Consider the following 15,474-nt stretch of genomic DNA (forward strand, 5'->3'; position numbering starts at 1 on the left):
TCGACGACACCCCTACGACACGAAGGCGAGTACGAAGTGGCACAGTCCGACGGAACTCCCGGAAACTCCGCTCTGCGCGAGAGCGTCGCTGCTCTCCGCGACAACCCCCGCGCCACGGTCCTGGTCATCGGCGGTGGCATCAACGGCATCGGGACCTTCCGCGAGCTCGCGCTCAACGGCGTCGACGTCGCCCTCGTCGAGCGCGGCGACTACGTCTCCGGTGCCTCGAGCGCCTCGAGCCACATGATCCACGGCGGCATCCGCTACCTCGAGAACGGCGAGTTCCGACTCGTCAACGAGGGCGTGCACGAGCGCAACGGCCTGCTGAAGATCGCTCCCCATTACGTGAAGCCGCTGCAGACGACGATCCCGATCTACTCGACGTTCTCGGGCATCCTCGCGGCTCCGCTGCGCTTCCTGACCCACAAGTCGGGCAAGCCGCAGGAGCGCGGTGCGCTGCTGATCAAGGTCGGCCTCACGATGTACGACTTCTTCTCCCGCGACGGCGGCACGGTCCCGCGCCACCAGTTCCACGGGCGCAAGCGCTCGCTGAACGAGCTCCCCAAGCTCGACCCGAAGATCAAGTACACCGCCACCTACTTCGACGCCTCCGTGCACGAGCCCGAGCGCCTCGCGCTCGACGTGCTCCACGACGCGCTGATCGGCGGCAGGAAGGCCCGCGCGGCCAACTACGTCGAGGCCGTCGGCGCCGACGAGAAGGGCGTCGTCCTCCGCGACCGCGAGTCCGGCGAGGAGTTCACCTTCGCGGCGGACGTCGTCGTCAACGTCTCCGGACCGTGGACCGACTTCACCAACACGGCCCTCGGCACGTCCACGAAATTCATGGGCGGCACCAAGGGCTCGCACATCGTGCTCGACAACCCCGAGCTGGTCGAGGCCTGCGAGGGTCGCGAGATGTTCTTCGAGCACAGCGACGGACGCATCGTCCTCATCTACCCGCTCAAGGGCCGCGTGATGGTCGGCACGACCGACATCGACGCCGACCCCACGAAGCCGGCGGTGTGCACGGAGGAGGAGATCGACTACTTCTTCGAGCTCGTCAACCACGTCTTCCCGGCCATCCGCGTGGACCGTTCGCAGATCGTCTTCAAGTTCTCCGGCATCCGCCCGCTGCCCCGCCACGACGACGAGGCCCCGGGCTTCGTCTCCCGCGACTACCGCATCGAGCCCTCGACGCTCCCCGGCAACGGCTCGCCCGTGCTCAGCCTGGTCGGCGGCAAGTGGACGACGTTCCGCGCCCTGTCGGAGCACCTCTCGAACGAGGTCTTCAAGCGGATCGGCGTGACCCGTCGCGTCTCCACCGTGAAGACCCCCATCGGAGGCGGCAAGGGCTTCCCGCGCACCGACGCGTCCCGCGCGCAGTGGATCAGCCAGCACCGCTCCGGGCTCTCCTCGGCCCGCACGGGCCAGCTGCTCGAGCGCTACGGCACCCGCGCGCAGGAGGTCATCGAGGCCCTGGCCGACGGACACGACGAGGCGCTCGACTTCGACAAGGACTTCACCACCGGTGAGATCCGCTACCTCGCCCAGCGCGAGAGCGTGGTGCACCTCATCGACCTGGTGATGCGCCGCACCAACCACGCCTTCACGGGCGGCCTGAGCCGCGAGCTCCTCGAGGAGCTCGCCGAGCACACGGGCGCCGTGCTGGGCTGGGACGACGCCGCCCGCGCGTCGGAGGTCGACGCGACCATCGCGCACCTCAAGGAGTACAACGGCGTCGACGTCGGGGGCACCTCGGTGCAGACCCCGACGGCCGTGCCCGCCTCCTGATCGGCGATCAGGCGCGGATCGACGGAAGCCCCGGACCGAGGACCACCTCGACCGGGGCTTCCGTCGTGACAACGCACAAACGTGCACGCGCCGTTCCTTGTCGCTAGGACAGGGCGCCGATAACTTCACACCGTCGGGCATCGAAGCCCGCCGCGGACGCCTGTGCGCGTCCGTCTTACGAAAAGGAAAAGGTCAACGTGGACAATCTCGGAGTGGTCTTCCTCGCCGAAGTCGTGGGAACGGCCATGCTCGTGCTCCTCGGCTGCGGTGTCGTCGCCAACGTCGCGCTCGTGAAGAGCAAGGGTCTCAACGGCGGAACCCTCATGGTCAACATCGGCTGGGGCTTCGCGGTCTTCGCCGGTGTGATCGTCTCGTACAACTCGGGGGCGCACCTCAACCCCGCGGTCACCCTGGGCCTCGTCGCGAGCGGAGCGACCGAGTTCGGATCCGGCGTGCCCGTCAACATCGTCTCGATCCTCGTCTACATCCTCGCCCAGATGATCGGTGCGATCCTCGGTGCCGTCTTCTGCTGGCTCGCCTACAAGCAGCACTTCGACGAGGAGCCCGACGCGGCGAACAAGCTCGGCGTCTTCTCGACCGGCCCGGCGATCCGCTCGTACGGCTGGAACTTCGTCACCGAGGTCATCGGCACCTTCGTCCTCGTCTTCGTCGTCATCGGCTTCGGCGGCGGACGTCAGGGCGACGGCGGTCTGGCCGCGCTCGGCGCGCTGCCCGTCGCCATCCTGGTGATCGCGATCGGCGCCTCCCTCGGCGGCCCGACCGGCTACGCCATCAACCCCGCCCGCGACCTCGGCCCCCGCATCGCGCACGCTCTCCTGCCGATCAAGGGCAAGGGCTCGAGCGACTGGAGCTACGCCTGGGTGCCCGTCGCCGGCCCGATCGTCGGTGGAGTGCTCGCGGGCCTCGCCTCGCTCGTGCTGCTCCCGGTCCTCTAGACCGCCGCGCTTCCTTTCACCCCCGTTACGAAGGAGTAATCATTCATGGCTGACTACGTCATCGCTATCGACCAGGGGACCACGTCGTCCCGCGCGATCATCTTCGACAAGAAGGGATCGATCGTCTCCACCGGCCAGAAGGAGCACGAGCAGATCTTCCCGCGCGCCGGCTGGGTCGAGCACGACCCGATCGAGATCTGGAACAACGTCCGCGAGGTGATCGGCCAGGCTCTCTCCCGCGCCGACCTGACCCGCCACGACATCGCCTCCGTCGGCATCACCAACCAGCGCGAGACCGCTGTCGTCTGGGACAGGACGACCGGCAAGCCCGTCTACAACGCCATCGTCTGGCAGGACACCCGCACCCAGTCGATCGTCGACCGCCTCGCGGGCGACGAGGGCGCTGACCGCTTCAAGTCGATCGTGGGCCTCCCGCTCGCGACCTACTTCTCCGGCACCAAGATCGTCTGGATCCTCGAGAACGTCGAGGGTGCGCGCGAGAAGGCCGAGGCGGGCGACCTGATCTTCGGCACGACGGACACCTGGGTCCTCTGGAACCTGACCGGCGGCATCGACGGCGGCGTCCACAAGACCGACGTCACTAACGCCTCCCGCACCCTGTTCCTCGACCTCGAGACCCTCGAGTGGCGCGACGACATCCTCGAGGCCTTCGGGGTCCCGAAGTCGATGCTCCCCGAGGTCTGCTCCTCCTCCGAGGTCTACGGCCACGTCGAGTCCTCGTCGCTGCTGCGCGAGGTCCCGATCGCCGGCATCCTCGGCGACCAGCAGGCCGCGACCTTCGGCCAGGCGGCGTTCGATCCGGGCGAGGCGAAGAACACCTACGGCACCGGCAACTTCCTGATCTTCAACACGGGCACCGAGATCGTCCACTCGAAGAACGGTCTGCTCACCACCATCGGCTACAAGCTCGGCGACGGCGAGGTGCACTACGCGCTCGAGGGCTCGATCGCGGTCTCCGGCTCGCTGATCCAGTGGCTGCGCGACAACCTGGGCCTCATCGGCTCGGCCCCCGAGGTCGAGGCGCTGGCCGCCACCGTCGAGGACAACGGAGGCGCGTACTTCGTCCCCGCCTTCTCGGGTCTGTTCGCACCCTACTGGCGCTCCGACGCCCGCGGAGCCCTCGTCGGCCTCACCCGCTACGTCAACAAGGGCCACATCGCCCGCGCCGCGCTCGAGGCGACCGCCTTCCAGACCCGCGAGGTCCTGGACGCGGTCAACGCCGACTCCGGCGTCCCCCTGCAGGAGCTCAAGGTCGACGGCGGAATGATCGCCAACAACCTGCTCATGCAGTTCCAGGCCGACATCCTCGGCGTCCCGGTCGTCCGACCGGTTGTCGCGGAGACCACCGCGCTCGGAGCGGCCTACGCGGCCGGTCTCGCGGTCGGCTTCTGGGAGAACCTCGACGACCTGCGACAGAACTGGCAGGAGGACTCGCGCTGGACCCCGCAGATGGACCAGGACGAGGCCGCCCGCCAGTACCGCCTCTGGAAGAAGGCCGTCACCAAGACCTTCGACTGGATCGACGAGGACGTGCAGTAGTTTTCTCCGCGGCAGTCCCTGCCTGCCGCGGCGCGGTCGGCTCGTCGAGGCGGTCTCGTCTCGGAGAGCGGGTCGCGTCCGGCTAGGGGACGACGCTGACACGCGTCCTCCCCGTTCGCCTCGTGCGGCGAGCGGATGACGTGAGTCCGTTCACGGTGAAGCGCCCTGTCCGACCCTCGGGTCGGGTGGGGCGCTTCGTCGTTCCGACGACGGCGCAACGAGTATCGCAACGGGGTGGTTCGGGGACACCCATGCTGGTCGAGTGGTCGCCGCAGCCGGCTCATCGAGACCCGGCAATTCGGACCTGCATGCTGGTCGCGTAGTCGCTGCAGGCGGCTTATCGAGACCCGGACCGGGCGGGGCCTCAGTCCGCCGACAGCCCGAGCTGCGCGTCCAGCTCGTCCAGGGAGCCGATCCGGCGCACGCCCAGCTCGACCGCCTCGGGCGGCAGCTCGCGGCCGTGCTCGGGACCGCCGACGCGGTCGAGCCAGACGCCGCGCAGGCCCGCAGAGGCCGCTCCGACGGCGTCGGTGCCGAGCCGGTCGCCGACGTAGAGGGCCTCCTCCGGAGAGACCCCGAACCGCTCGCAGGCGATCGCGAAGATCCGCGCGTCCGGCTTGGCGACGCCGACGTCGCCGGAGGCGATCACGTGCTCGAAGCGACCGGAGAGGCCCGTGCCCTCGATCTTCCCCCGCTGGAAGTCGAGCACGCCGTTGGTGATGACGCCGAGGCGGACTCCGGCGGCGTCGAGCCGGTCGAGGACGGGCAGCGCGTCGTCGTGGAGGGTCCAGGCGGCGACGTAGTGCTCGAGGTACCCGCGGAACCAGGAGCTCGCCTCCTCGGGAGTCAGCCCGACTCCGGCCTCCGCGGCGAAGTCCGTGGCGCGCGCCCGGCGCTGGCCCTCGTAGTCGAGCTCGCCCGCGAGGTAGCGGTGGTAGTGCTCCTCCTCGAGCAGGTGCCAGCGGCGCTGCACGTCGGCCGGCTCGCCGGCGTAGGCGGCGCCGAGCGAGGCGGCGTACGCGACGATCCCCTCCCGCACAGCACGGGCATGGGCGAAGAGGGTGTCGTCGAGGTCGAAGAGCGCGAGCCGCAGCACGGCCGCCTCAGCGGACGCGGCGGAGGAGGCCGACGGAGTCGTAGACGGCGGCGAGCGTGCGCTCCGCGGTCTCGGACGCGCGGTCGGCGGCGAGGGAGAGGACCCGGTCGAGCTCGGCCGGGTCGGCGAGCAGCTCCGCGGTCCGCGCGCGGATCGGGTCGAAGGTGGCGGCGACCACCTCGACGAGGCCCTTCTTGAGGTCCCCGTAGCCGCGGCCCGCGTACTCCTGCTCCAGCGACTCGACGGAGCGGTCGGCGAGGACCGAGTAGATCGTCAGCAGGTTCGAGACGCCGGGCTTCGCCGCCCGGTCGAAGCGCACCTCCGACTCGGTGTCCGTCACGGCGCGCATGATCTTCTTCGCGGTCGCCTTCGGCTCGTCGAGCACGCTGAGCAGGCCCGCATCCGACTCCGCCGACTTCGACATCTTGGCGCCCGGGTTCTGCAGGTCGAAGATCTTCGCGGTCTCGCGCACGATGTGGGGCTCCGGCACGGCGAAGGTCTCGCCGAAGCGCGAGTTGAAGCGCGCGGCGAGATCGCGGGTGAGCTCCAGGTGCTGGCGCTGGTCCTCGCCGACCGGCACCGCGTCCGTCTGGTACAGCAGGATGTCGGCCGCCATCAGGATCGGGTAGGTGAACAGGCCCACCGAGGCGGCCTCAGCGCCCTGCTTCGCCGACTTGTCCTTGAACTGCGTCATCCGGCTGGCCTCGCCGAAGCCGGTCAGGGTGTTGAGGACCCAGGCGAGCTCGGCGTGAGCGGGCACGTGGGACTGGATGAAGAGGGTCGAGCGCGCGGGGTCGATACCCGCGGCGATGTACTGCGCGGCGGTCGCGCGGGTGCGCTCGCGGAGCTGCTGCGGATCCTGCGGGACCGTGATCGCGTGCAGGTCGACGACGCAGAAGTAGGCGTCGAAGTCCTCCTGCATCGCGACCCACTGGGTCAGCGCGCCGATGTAGTTGCCGAGGTGCAGCGACCCGGAGGAGGGCTGCATGCCGGAGAAGATGACGGGCTTGGCGCCCGGGGTGCTGGGAGTCATGGGTGGCCTCGAGGGGTCGGTTCGCGGGGGAGAGGGTCAGAGCTCGTAGTCGACGACCACGGGGGAGTGGTCGGACCAGCGGGTGTCGTAGGAGGCGGCGCGGTCGACCTCGTAGCTGCGGGCGAGGTCGGCGAGCGCGGGCGTGGCGAGCTGGTAGTCGAGGCGCCAGCCGGTGTCGGTGTCGAAGGCCTGGCCGCGCTGCGACCACCACGTGTATGGTCCGGGCACCTCGCCCGCGAACCGGCGGCCGAGGTCGACCCAGCCCAGTCCGGCACCGGCGTTGTAGTCCGGGTCGCCCTCGGCGCCGACGAAGCGGTCGACGTAGGCGCGCTCCTCCGGGAGGAAGCCGGCCTTCTTGACGTTGCCCTTCCAGTTCTTGATGTCGAGCGTGCGGTGGCCGACGTTGAGGTCGCCCATCACCACGGCGAGCTCGCTGTGCGCCTGGATCTCGGGCAGGCGCGCCTCCATCGCGTCGAGGAAGCGGTACTTCTCGACCTGCTTGGGGGTGCCGACCTCGCCGGAGTGGACGTAGGTGGAGACGACGGTGAGCGAGCGGCCGCCGACCTCGTAGTCGGCCTCGAGCCAGCGTCCGGCCGAGTCGAAGTCGTCGGCGCCGAACGTCACGCGGTGGATCGTGGCGCGCCTGCGCGAGGCGAGAGCGACTCCGGCGCGCCCCTTGGCGGTCGCCTCGTCGTGCAGCACGTCCCACTCGTCCCCGAGGAGCCCCGTGAGGTCGTCCGTGGAGGCGCGGACCTCCTGCAGGGCCAGGACGTCGACGTCGCGGGCGGCGAGCCAGTCTCCCATCCCCTTGCGGTAGGCGGCGCGGACGCCGTTCACGTTGACGGAGGCGATGCGGAGGGTGCTGCGAGTCACCGGAGCAGTCTATTCGGAGCCGCGGAGCGGGCCGCCCGGCAGCGCTCGCACCCCGGAACGCGGAAGCCGGCGGCCGCCTCGCGCGACTCCCTCGGAGAGGGGGAGGAGCGCGGAGGCGACCGCCGGCGGGACCGCTCAGGACGGTCGGTCGGAGGGGATCAGGCGGGGACGGCCTGCGCGGTGGCGGGCTCGGGCACCTCGGCGACCACGGGGGCGCGCTTGATGCTCTTCGCGATGATCACGCAGACGGCCGTGACGACCATGCCCACCAGGATGGCGACCAGGTAGAGGATCGGCTGCCCGACGAGCCCGGTGACCCAGACGCCGCCGTGCGGGGCGCGGAGGGTGGAGCCGAAGAGCGCGACGAGCGCACCCGTGACGGCCGAGCCGACCATGGCGGACGGGATCACGCGCAGCGGGTCGACCGCGGCGAACGGGATGGCCCCCTCCGAGATGAAGGACGCGCCCAGCAGGTAGGCGGCCTTGCCGTTCTGGCGCTCGGCGTCGGTGAACAGGCGCTTGCGGAGCGTCGTGGCCAGGGCCAGACCCAGCGGCGGGGTCATGCCGGCGGCCATGACGATCGCCATCACCTTGAACTGCACGGAGTTCGGGTCGCCGTCGGCGGGGACGGAGGCGAGGCCGGTGGTCGCGAAGGCGTAGGCCACCTTGTTGACCGGACCGCCCATGTCGAACGCCATCATGAGGCCGAGGATGATCCCCAGGATGATCAGGTTGCCGCCCGAGAGGCCCGAGAGCCAGGACGACAGGCCCTCGCTCAGTGCGCGGAGCGGCGCTCCGAGCACCACGAACATCAGGAAGCCGGTGATGAAGGTGGCGATCAGGGGGATGATCACGACGGGCATCAGCGACTTGAACGCCGCGGGGAGCTTGATCCGCGAGATGTAGAGGGCCGCGTAGCCGGCGATGAAGCCGGAGGCGAGGCCGCCCAGGAAGCCCGCGCCGACGGTGACCGCGACCGCGCCGCCGAGGAAGCCCGGCGCGATGCCGGGACGATCGGCGATGCCGAAGGCGATGAAGCCCGAGAGCACCGGCACCAGGAAGGCGAAGGTCGCGCTTCCGATGAGGAACATCACTCCGGCCCAGTCGGTGATGTTCGCGACGTTGAAGCCGTCGTCGATGATCTGCTGGGCCGTGAAGTCGACGATCCGGTAGCCGCCGAACAGGAACGACAGCGCGATCAGCAGACCGCCCGCCGCGACGAACGGGATCATGTAGGAGACGCCGGTCATCAGGTTCTGGCGGATGCGCGTGCCGACGCCGACCTTCTTCGGCGCGGCGGGGGCCGCGGCCGGAGTCGAGCGGGCGGGGGCGGACGCGGCGGAGCCGGAGCCGCGGAGGGCCAGAGCGCGGTCGAGGACCTCGTCCGGCTTGGACAGGGCCTCGGCGACGCCCACCTGGAGGATCGGCTTGCCGGCGAAGCGGTCCTTGCCGCGGACCTCGAGGTCGGCGGCGAGGATGACGACGTCCGCGGCGGCGATGTCGGCCGCGGTCATCTCGTCCGAGCCGGCCGCGCCCTGGGTCTCGACGTGGATCGGGTAGCCGCGCTTCTTCGCGGCCTGCTCGAGCGCCTCCGCCGCCATGTACGTGTGGGCGATGCCCGCGATGCAGCTGGTCACGGCGACGAAGCGCGGGCCGGAGGCGTGGCTCGCGGCGGGCGCGTCCTGCACCTTCGCCACGGCGCGGTCGATGACGTCGGCCGCCTTCGCGAGCGCCTCTGACGTGCCCACCTCGAGGGTGGGCTTCCCGGCGAAGCGCTCCTTGCCGCGGACCTCGAGGTCGGCGGCGAGGATCACGACGTCGGCGTCGGCGATGGTCCGGTCCGACATGGGATCGGACCCCGCGGCGCCCTGGGTCTCGACCTGGATCTCGTACCCCTTCTTCTTCGCGGCCTGCTCGAGGGCCTCGGCCGCCATGTAGGTGTGCGCGATGCCGGCGATGCAGCTCGTGACGGCGACGATCCTCATGAGACGACGACCTCTCGGGCGATGATGTCCGCGACCTCCTGGCCGCTGGCGGCGGCGCGGAGGGAACCGGTGAAGGACTCGTGGATCAGCTTGCGGGCGAGCTGGGCGAGGATCTTGAGGTGCGCCTGGTCGGCGCCGTCCGGAGCCGCGATCAGGAAGATCAGGTCGGCCGGGCCGTCGGGGGCGCCGAAGTCGACGCCCTGCTTCGCGATGCCGACCGCCACGCTGGGCGAGACGACGTGGGAGGAGCGGGCGTGGGGGATCCCGATGCCGCCGGGCATGCCGGTCGCCATCTGCGACTCGCGGTCGCGGACGTCGGCGAGGAAGCCGTCGAGGTCGGTGACGCGGCCGGCGTCGGCGAGCGTCTTCGCGAGCTGCGCGGTGGCCTCGTCCTTCGTGGCGGCGGTGAGGTCGACGATGACCGTCGACGCCTCGGTGAGAGCAGTCATGCGCTCAGTTCTCCAATCGGGAGGGTGGGGTCGGGGTTCTCGACGACGGAGACGTCGTCGAGGCGGAGGGAGTCGGGACCCGGGGCTTCGCTGCCCGGGAGCTGGACGGCGGCGGTACCCCACGCGACTGCTGTCGCGAGGCGCTCCGCCTCCGTGGCGTCGACGGCCGAGAGGTAGCCGGCGAGCGTGCTGTCGCCGGCGCCGACGGTGCTGAGGGGCACGACGGCGGGGGCGCCCGCCCACCACGACGCGTGCGCCGTGACGAGGAGGGCGCCGTGCTCTCCGAGGCTGACGAGCGCTCGCGCGTCGGGCAGCTGCAGGAGTTCACGGGCTCCGGCGACGACGTCTCCGACCGTCGTCAGGGAGCGGCCGAGGAGCTCCTCGAGCTCCTCGAGGTTGGGCTTCACCAGGGTGGCGGTGCCGGCCGCGATGATCGCGGTCAGGGGGGCTCCCGAGGTGTCGACGGCGAGGGGGACGCCGAAGTGCAGGGCGAGGCGGCCGAGGGCGGGGTAGAAGTCCGCTCCCAGTCCCGGGGGGACGCTGCCGCAGGCGACGAGCCAGCGGGGCGAGGCCGAGACGTGCTCGCCGATCAGCTCGGAGAGGGCGCGGGCCTCCTCCTCCGTGACGGCGGGGCCGGGCTCGTTGATCTTGGTGGTGCGGCCCGTCCGGTCGTCGACCACGGTGATGTTGGTGCGGATCGGGTGGGCGATCGCCGCACTGGCCGAGCGGACTCCGGCGGCCCGGAGCATCGTGGACAGGTCGAGGCCGGTGGAGGCGTCGGCCGGGTAGACCGCGGTCGCCTCGACGCCGTTGCGGGCGAGGGCGCGGGCGACGTTGACGCCCTTGCCGGCCGGGTCGCGCCGCACGTCGTGCGCGCGGTTGACCTCGCCGACGGCGAAGCCGCTCGTGGAGAGGGTGACGTCGATGCTCGGGTTGGCGGTGACGGTGACGATCATGCGCGGACGACCTCCGGGCCGGCCGACTCGATGTCGTCGGCGAGCTCGTCGTCGACATCGGCGTCGGTGATGACGGTGTCGACCGCGGACAGCGGAGCGACGTGCCCGAAGTCCTGCCGGCCGAACTTCGAGTGGTCGGCGAGGACCACGACCCGGCGCGCGGAGGCGATGATCGCGGACTTGACGACGGCCTCATCGAGATCGGGGGTGGTGAGCCCGCGCTCGAGGCTGAGGCCGTTCGTGCCGATGAAGGCGACGTCCACCGAGACCGTGGAGAGGGCCTGGGCGGCCCACGGCCCGACGGCGGCCTGCGTGACTCCGCGCAGGTGCCCGCCGATGAGGTGGAGGTCGATGTTGGGCCGGCCGACGAGCGCCATCGCGACGGGGAGGGAGTGGGTGACGACCGTCAGCCGGCGGTCCAGGGGGAGCAGCTCCGCCAGCCGCACCGTGGTGGTGCCGGCGTCGATGGCGATCGAGCCGCCGTCGGGCACCTCGGCGAGGGCCGCGGTGGCGATGCGGTCCTTCTCGCCGGCGAGGTGTCCCTCGCGGGCGGCGACCTCGGGCTCGATGCCCAGCCGCTCGACGGGGATGGCTCCGCCGTGCGCACGGCGCAGCAGGCCCCGCTTCTCGAGGCTGGTGAGATCGCGGCGGATCGTCTCCGGCGTCACGGCGAGGGAGAGGGCGAGGTCGCGGACCTCGACACGCCCGTCGGTGCGGGCGCGGTCCAGGATCGCCTGGTGCCGCTCCGGTGCGTACATGTGGACTCCGTCGTCTCGCCGTGGGTGGTGCGCCGGATCCGCGGTGTCGTTGCCGACCTCGGATCTGCGTTTACCTCTTTTTAGACCCGTTCAGGAGGGAAGTCAACAGAAACGGACAGAATCGGCAGGCGGGATCGGGCGCGGCGGCGCCGGGAAGACCGGGAAGCGGACCGCCGGGTCAGGCGGCGAGCTGCTCGAGCTCCTCCTCGAGCTGCGCGAGCTGGCGCTCCAGGCGCCGTCGTTTCAGGAGGGACGCCTCCGGCAGCGCGGCGCGAAGCCGCTCGCGCTCGGCCTCGGCGAGGGTGCGGCGCGCGGTGCGCAGCTGCTCCTCCCGCTCCTTCTCGCGCTCCTCCGGCGTGAGCTTGCGCGCCGAGATCCCGGCGTCGCTCATCCCGACGGAGATCCACGACGCGGCGATCAGGATCACCTGGCAGACGAGGTTGAACCAGATCAGCAGACCGATGAGGACCGCGAACGAGGCGAGCAGCGGATTGCGGGAGGCGCCGCCCAGCAGCTGCGTTCCGAGGACCTTGAGCGCGCCGAGAGCGATCCCGCCGAGCAGCGACCCCGCCCAGAGGTTCTTCCAGGGGATCGAGATGCCCGAGAGGATGCGGAAGGAGCCGGCGAGGGTGCCCGTGTCCAGGGCGAGCATGATCAGCAGGCCGACCGCGCTGCCGGCGAGACGGGCCGGCATCGACTCGCTGCCGATCCCGAGGAAGCCGAACGCCACGTCCACCAGCGAGGTCGAGAACACGGAGAGACCCGCAGAGACCAGCAGCACCGCCCCGAAGACCAGGGCGAGCCCCGCGTCCTTGAGCTTGAGCAGGACGAAGAGGGTCGTGGGTCCGGGGAGCGAGAAGAGCAGCCGGACCGCCTGGCGCAGGCTCCCCAGGAAGTTCAGCGCCGTCCAGAGCAGGCCGGCGGCCGCGATCGCACCCGTCCAGCCGAGGATCGACGAGTCGAGCAGGTCGTCCACCGACACGAGCGCGTTCTTCCCGCCGATCAGGCCGGGGACGGAGCGGGTCACCAGATCGAGGAGGGAGTCGCGCAGCACCGAGTCGTCGCGCACCCAGAAGCCGAAGACGGCGAAGAAGACGAAGAGCGCCGCGAAGACCGCGAACAGGGCCTGGAAGGCGAGTCCGGAGGCGAAGAGGGGCCCGCCGGTCTCGGAGTAGTGGAGCATCACCCGCACCGGCCGTGTCCGCATGACCCGCTCGAACAGGCCCGGGATCCCGCGGGGAGTGTCGGCCGCCTCGGTCATTCCTCCAGCGTACTGAGGCCTCGCGGCGCTCCCGTGCACGCGCCCGCCTGCACGCTGGAACGCGTCCGGCCCGCCGGATCCGAGGATCCCGGCGGGCCGGACGCGTTCGCGAGGGGGAGGATCAGGCGCGGCCGCGGATGACGGCCTGCTTCACCTCGGCGATCGCCTGCGTGATCTGGATGCCGCGCGGGCACGCCTCCGTGCAGTTGAAGGTCGTGCGGCAGCGCCACACGCCCTCCTTGTCGTTGAGGATGTCCAGGCGCGCTCCACCGGCGTCGTCGCGCGAGTCGAAGATGAAGCGGTGGGCGTTCACGATCGCCGCGGGGCCGAAGTACTGCCCGTCGGTCCAGAACACGGGACAGGACGACGTGCACGCGGCGCAGAGGATGCACTTCGTGGTGTCGTCGAAGCGGGCGCGGTCGGCGACCGACTGCACGCGCTCCTTGCCCTTGGGCGCCGGGGTGTTGGCGACCAGGAACGGCTGCACCTCGCGGTAGGAGGCGAAGAACGGCTCCATGTCGACGACGAGGTCCTTCTCGAGGGGCAGTCCCTTGATCGCCTCGATGTAGATCGGCTGCGAGATGTCGAGATCCTTGATCAGCGTCTTGCAGGCCAGGCGGTTGCGGCCGTTGATCCGCATCGCGTCGGATCCGCAGATGCCGTGCGCGCACGAGCGGCGGAAGGTCAGCGATCCGTCCTGGTCCCACTTGATGCGGTGCAGGGCGTCGAGGACGCGATCGGTCGAGTACATCTCGACGTCGAAGTCCTGCCAGCGCGGCTCGGCGTCCACCTCGGGGTCGAAGCGGCGGATGATGAACGTGACGGTGAACGCCTCCGGGGCCGCGGGGGCGGCGGGCGGCTGCTCGAGGGTAGCGGTCGACATGGCTAGTACTTCCTCTCCATCGGCTGGTACCGGGTGATCACGACGGGCTTCCAGTCGAGCCGGATGTGGTCACCGGCGTCGGAGGAGTGGGCGTCACCGGAGAGGTACGCCATCGTGTGCTGCATGTAGTTCTCGTCGTCGCGCTTCGGGAAGTCGTCGCGCATGTGGCCGCCGCGGCTCTCCTTGCGGTTGCGCGCCGAGTAGACGACGACCTCGGCGAGGTCGAGCAGGAAGCCCAGCTCGACGGCCTCGAGGAGGTCGGTGTTGAAGCGCTTGCCCTTGTCCTGCACCGAGATGTTGCGGAACCGGTCGCGCAGGCGCTGGATGGTCCCGGTGACGGCCTCGAGGGACTCGTCGGTGCGGAACACCTGGGCGTTCTTGTCCATCTCGTCCTGCAGCTCCTTGCGGATCGAGGCGATCCGCTCGGTGCCGGTCGCGGAGCGGAGCGAGGCGAGCATGTCGCGGATCGCGCCGGCCGGGTCGGCGGGCAGGGGGGTGAAGTCGACCGTCTTGGCGTAGTCGGCGGCGTTGTTGCCGCTGCGCTTGCCGAAGACGTTGATGTCGAGGAGGGAGTTGGTGCCGAGGCGGTTGGAGCCGTGCACCGAGACGCACGCGCACTCGCCGGCGGCGTAGAGGCCGGGGACGACGGTCGTGTTGTCCGAGAGCACCTCGGCCTTGACGTTGGTCGGGATGCCGCCCATCGCGTAATGCGCGGTCGGCATGACGGGGACCGGCTCGACGACGGGGTCGACGCCCAGGTAGGTGCGGGCGAACTCGGTGATGTCGGGGAGCTTGGTCTCGAGGACCTCGGCGCCCAGGTGGGTGCAGTCCAGCAGCACGTAGTCCTTGTGCGGTCCGGCGCCGCGGCCCTCCGCCACCTCCTGGACCATGCAGCGGGCGACGATGTCGCGCGGCGCGAGGTCCTTGATGGTGGGGGCGTAGCGCTCCATGAAGCGCTCGCCCGAGGCGTTGCGGAGGATCGCACCCTCTCCTCGCGCTCCCTCGGTGAGGAGGATGCCGAGGCCGGCGAGGCCGGTCGGGTGGAACTGGAAGAACTCCATGTCCTCCAGGGGGAGGCCCTTGCGCCAGATGATGCCGACGCCGTCGCCGGTGAGGGTGTGCGCGTTGGAGGTGGTCTTGTAGATCTTGCCGAAGCCGCCGGTCGCGAAGATGATCGCCTTCGCCTGGAAGACGTGCAGCTCGCCCGTCGCCAGCTCGTAGGCGACGACGCCGGAGGGCTTGGCCACTCCGTCGATCTCGGTCATCACCAGGTCGAGGACGTAGAACTCGTTGTAGAAGTTGATGCCGAGCCGGACGCAGTTCTGGAACAGCGTCTGCAGGATCATGTGGCCGGTGCGGTCAGCGGCGTAGCAGGCCCGGCGGACGGGCGCCTTGCCGTGGTCGCGGGTGTGGCCGCCGAAGCGGCGCTGGTCGATCTTGCCCTCCTCGGTGCGGTTGAAGGGCAGGCCCATGTTCTCGAGGTCGATGACCGCGTCGATGGCCTCCTTCGCGAGGATCTCGGCCGCGTCCTGGTCGACGAGGTAGTCGCCGCCCTTGACGGTGTCGAAGGTGTGCCACTCCCAGCTGTCCTCCTCGACGTTCGCGAGGGCGGCGGCCATGCCGCCCTGCGCCGCTCCGGTGTGGGAGCGGGTCGGGTACAGCTTCGAGATCACGGCCGTCTTCGCCTTGGGGCCGGCCTCGATGGCCGCGCGCATCCCGGCACCGCCGGCGCCGACGATGACGACGTCGAACTGGTGGTAGTGGACGCCGTCGGGTCCGACGGTCTGCGCGAAGGCGCTCTGGTCGGCGCCGGTGTGGGTGTGGCCTGCTGTGCTCACGGGGTGGGTGCTCCGTCGTACGGGGATGGGAGGGG

Annotated in this window: 13 protein-coding genes; 3 read left to right on the top strand and 10 right to left on the bottom strand. The window is 70.5% G+C overall.

Annotation, left to right across the window (positions count from 1 at the left end; translation table 11 throughout):
* Positions 1 to 36 precede the first annotated feature (36 nt).
* The 3 genes from C5C25_RS00975 to glpK all read left to right on the top strand — a co-directional run bounded on the left by C5C25_RS00975 (position 37) and on the right by glpK (position 4,307).
* On the top strand, positions 37 to 1,791 hold the full coding sequence (locus C5C25_RS00975; protein WP_258061232.1) for a glycerol-3-phosphate dehydrogenase/oxidase: 1,755 nt from the start codon (positions 37 to 39) through the stop codon (positions 1,789 to 1,791).
* Positions 1,792 to 2,036: 245 nt separating this feature from the next.
* Positions 2,037 to 2,747, top strand: coding sequence for an MIP/aquaporin family protein (locus C5C25_RS00980; RefSeq protein WP_374952909.1), 711 nt, complete (start codon positions 2,037 to 2,039; stop codon positions 2,745 to 2,747).
* A gap of 45 nt (positions 2,748 to 2,792) precedes the next feature.
* Positions 2,793 to 4,307, top strand: a complete 1,515-nt coding sequence (gene glpK, locus C5C25_RS00985) for a glycerol kinase GlpK (RefSeq protein WP_104226427.1) — start codon at positions 2,793 to 2,795, stop codon at positions 4,305 to 4,307.
* Positions 4,308 to 4,671: 364 nt separating this feature from the next.
* Here glpK and C5C25_RS00990 read toward each other — a convergent pair whose 3' ends face one another.
* The 10 genes from C5C25_RS00990 to sdhA form a co-directional block, all read right to left on the bottom strand.
* Positions 4,672 to 5,403, bottom strand: coding sequence for an HAD family hydrolase (locus tag C5C25_RS00990; protein ID WP_104249471.1), 732 nt, complete (start codon positions 5,401 to 5,403; stop codon positions 4,672 to 4,674).
* A gap of 7 nt (positions 5,404 to 5,410) precedes the next feature.
* Positions 5,411 to 6,436 carry a tryptophan--tRNA ligase gene (gene trpS / locus C5C25_RS00995; protein WP_104232840.1) on the bottom strand — a complete coding sequence of 342 codons (1,026 nt, stop codon included), beginning with the start codon at positions 6,434 to 6,436 and terminating at the stop codon, positions 5,411 to 5,413.
* 36 nt (positions 6,437 to 6,472) lie between these two features.
* Positions 6,473 to 7,309 carry an exodeoxyribonuclease III gene (locus C5C25_RS01000; RefSeq protein ID WP_104223192.1) on the bottom strand — a complete coding sequence of 279 codons (837 nt, stop codon included), beginning with the start codon at positions 7,307 to 7,309 and terminating at the stop codon, positions 6,473 to 6,475.
* A gap of 158 nt (positions 7,310 to 7,467) precedes the next feature.
* Positions 7,468 to 9,294: a PTS fructose-like transporter subunit IIB gene (locus C5C25_RS01005; protein ID WP_181073451.1), complete on the bottom strand. Its 1,827-nt coding sequence runs from the start codon at positions 9,292 to 9,294 to the stop codon at positions 7,468 to 7,470.
* Positions 9,291 to 9,743 carry a PTS sugar transporter subunit IIA gene (locus C5C25_RS01015; RefSeq protein ID WP_097166616.1) on the bottom strand — a complete coding sequence of 151 codons (453 nt, stop codon included), beginning with the start codon at positions 9,741 to 9,743 and terminating at the stop codon, positions 9,291 to 9,293. Before C5C25_RS01015 ends, C5C25_RS01005 begins: the two co-directional genes overlap by 4 nt.
* A complete protein-coding gene (locus C5C25_RS01020) occupies positions 9,740 to 10,699 on the bottom strand; it encodes a 1-phosphofructokinase family hexose kinase (protein WP_104249472.1) in 960 nt (319 codons plus the stop codon). Before C5C25_RS01020 ends, C5C25_RS01015 begins: the two co-directional genes overlap by 4 nt.
* Positions 10,696 to 11,457, bottom strand: a complete 762-nt coding sequence (locus tag C5C25_RS01025) for a DeoR/GlpR family DNA-binding transcription regulator (RefSeq protein ID WP_104226423.1) — start codon at positions 11,455 to 11,457, stop codon at positions 10,696 to 10,698. The genes C5C25_RS01020 and C5C25_RS01025 overlap by 4 nt, the downstream gene beginning before the upstream one ends.
* 178 nt (positions 11,458 to 11,635) lie before the next feature.
* The gene (locus tag C5C25_RS01030; RefSeq protein ID WP_104223189.1) at positions 11,636 to 12,718 is read right to left on the bottom strand and encodes a YhjD/YihY/BrkB family envelope integrity protein; all 1,083 of its coding nucleotides are present in this window, start codon (positions 12,716 to 12,718) and stop codon (positions 11,636 to 11,638) included.
* Positions 12,719 to 12,839: 121 nt separating this feature from the next.
* Positions 12,840 to 13,601, bottom strand: coding sequence for a succinate dehydrogenase iron-sulfur subunit (locus tag C5C25_RS01035; protein WP_068254543.1), 762 nt, complete (start codon positions 13,599 to 13,601; stop codon positions 12,840 to 12,842).
* Between the two features lie 2 nt (positions 13,602 to 13,603).
* Entirely contained in the window at positions 13,604 to 15,439 is a 1,836-nt protein-coding gene (gene sdhA, locus C5C25_RS01040) for a succinate dehydrogenase flavoprotein subunit (protein WP_104249473.1), read from the bottom strand.
* Positions 15,440 to 15,474: the final 35 nt, after the last annotated feature.

The sequence above is a fragment of the Rathayibacter sp. AY2B9 genome (assembly GCF_002931595.1).
In the GTDB taxonomy this organism is placed as follows: domain Bacteria; phylum Actinomycetota; class Actinomycetes; order Actinomycetales; family Microbacteriaceae; genus Rathayibacter.

Coding starts and splice junctions, on each gene's coding strand:
- C5C25_RS01025 (WP_104226423.1), bottom strand. CDS start 11,457: ATGTACGCACCGGAGCGGCACCAGGCGATCCTGGACCGCGCCCGCACC.
- C5C25_RS01020 (WP_104249472.1), bottom strand. CDS start 10,699: ATGATCGTCACCGTCACCGCCAACCCGAGCATCGACGTCACCCTCTCC.
- C5C25_RS01005 (WP_181073451.1), bottom strand. CDS start 9,294: ATGAGGATCGTCGCCGTCACGAGCTGCATCGCCGGCATCGCGCACACC.
- glpK (WP_104226427.1), top strand. CDS start 2,793: ATGGCTGACTACGTCATCGCTATCGACCAGGGGACCACGTCGTCCCGC.
- C5C25_RS01030 (WP_104223189.1), bottom strand. CDS start 12,718: ATGACCGAGGCGGCCGACACTCCCCGCGGGATCCCGGGCCTGTTCGAG.
- C5C25_RS00980 (WP_374952909.1), top strand. CDS start 2,037: ATGCTCGTGCTCCTCGGCTGCGGTGTCGTCGCCAACGTCGCGCTCGTG.
- trpS (WP_104232840.1), bottom strand. CDS start 6,436: ATGACTCCCAGCACCCCGGGCGCCAAGCCCGTCATCTTCTCCGGCATG.
- C5C25_RS01035 (WP_068254543.1), bottom strand. CDS start 13,601: ATGTCGACCGCTACCCTCGAGCAGCCGCCCGCCGCCCCCGCGGCCCCG.
- C5C25_RS01015 (WP_097166616.1), bottom strand. CDS start 9,743: ATGACTGCTCTCACCGAGGCGTCGACGGTCATCGTCGACCTCACCGCC.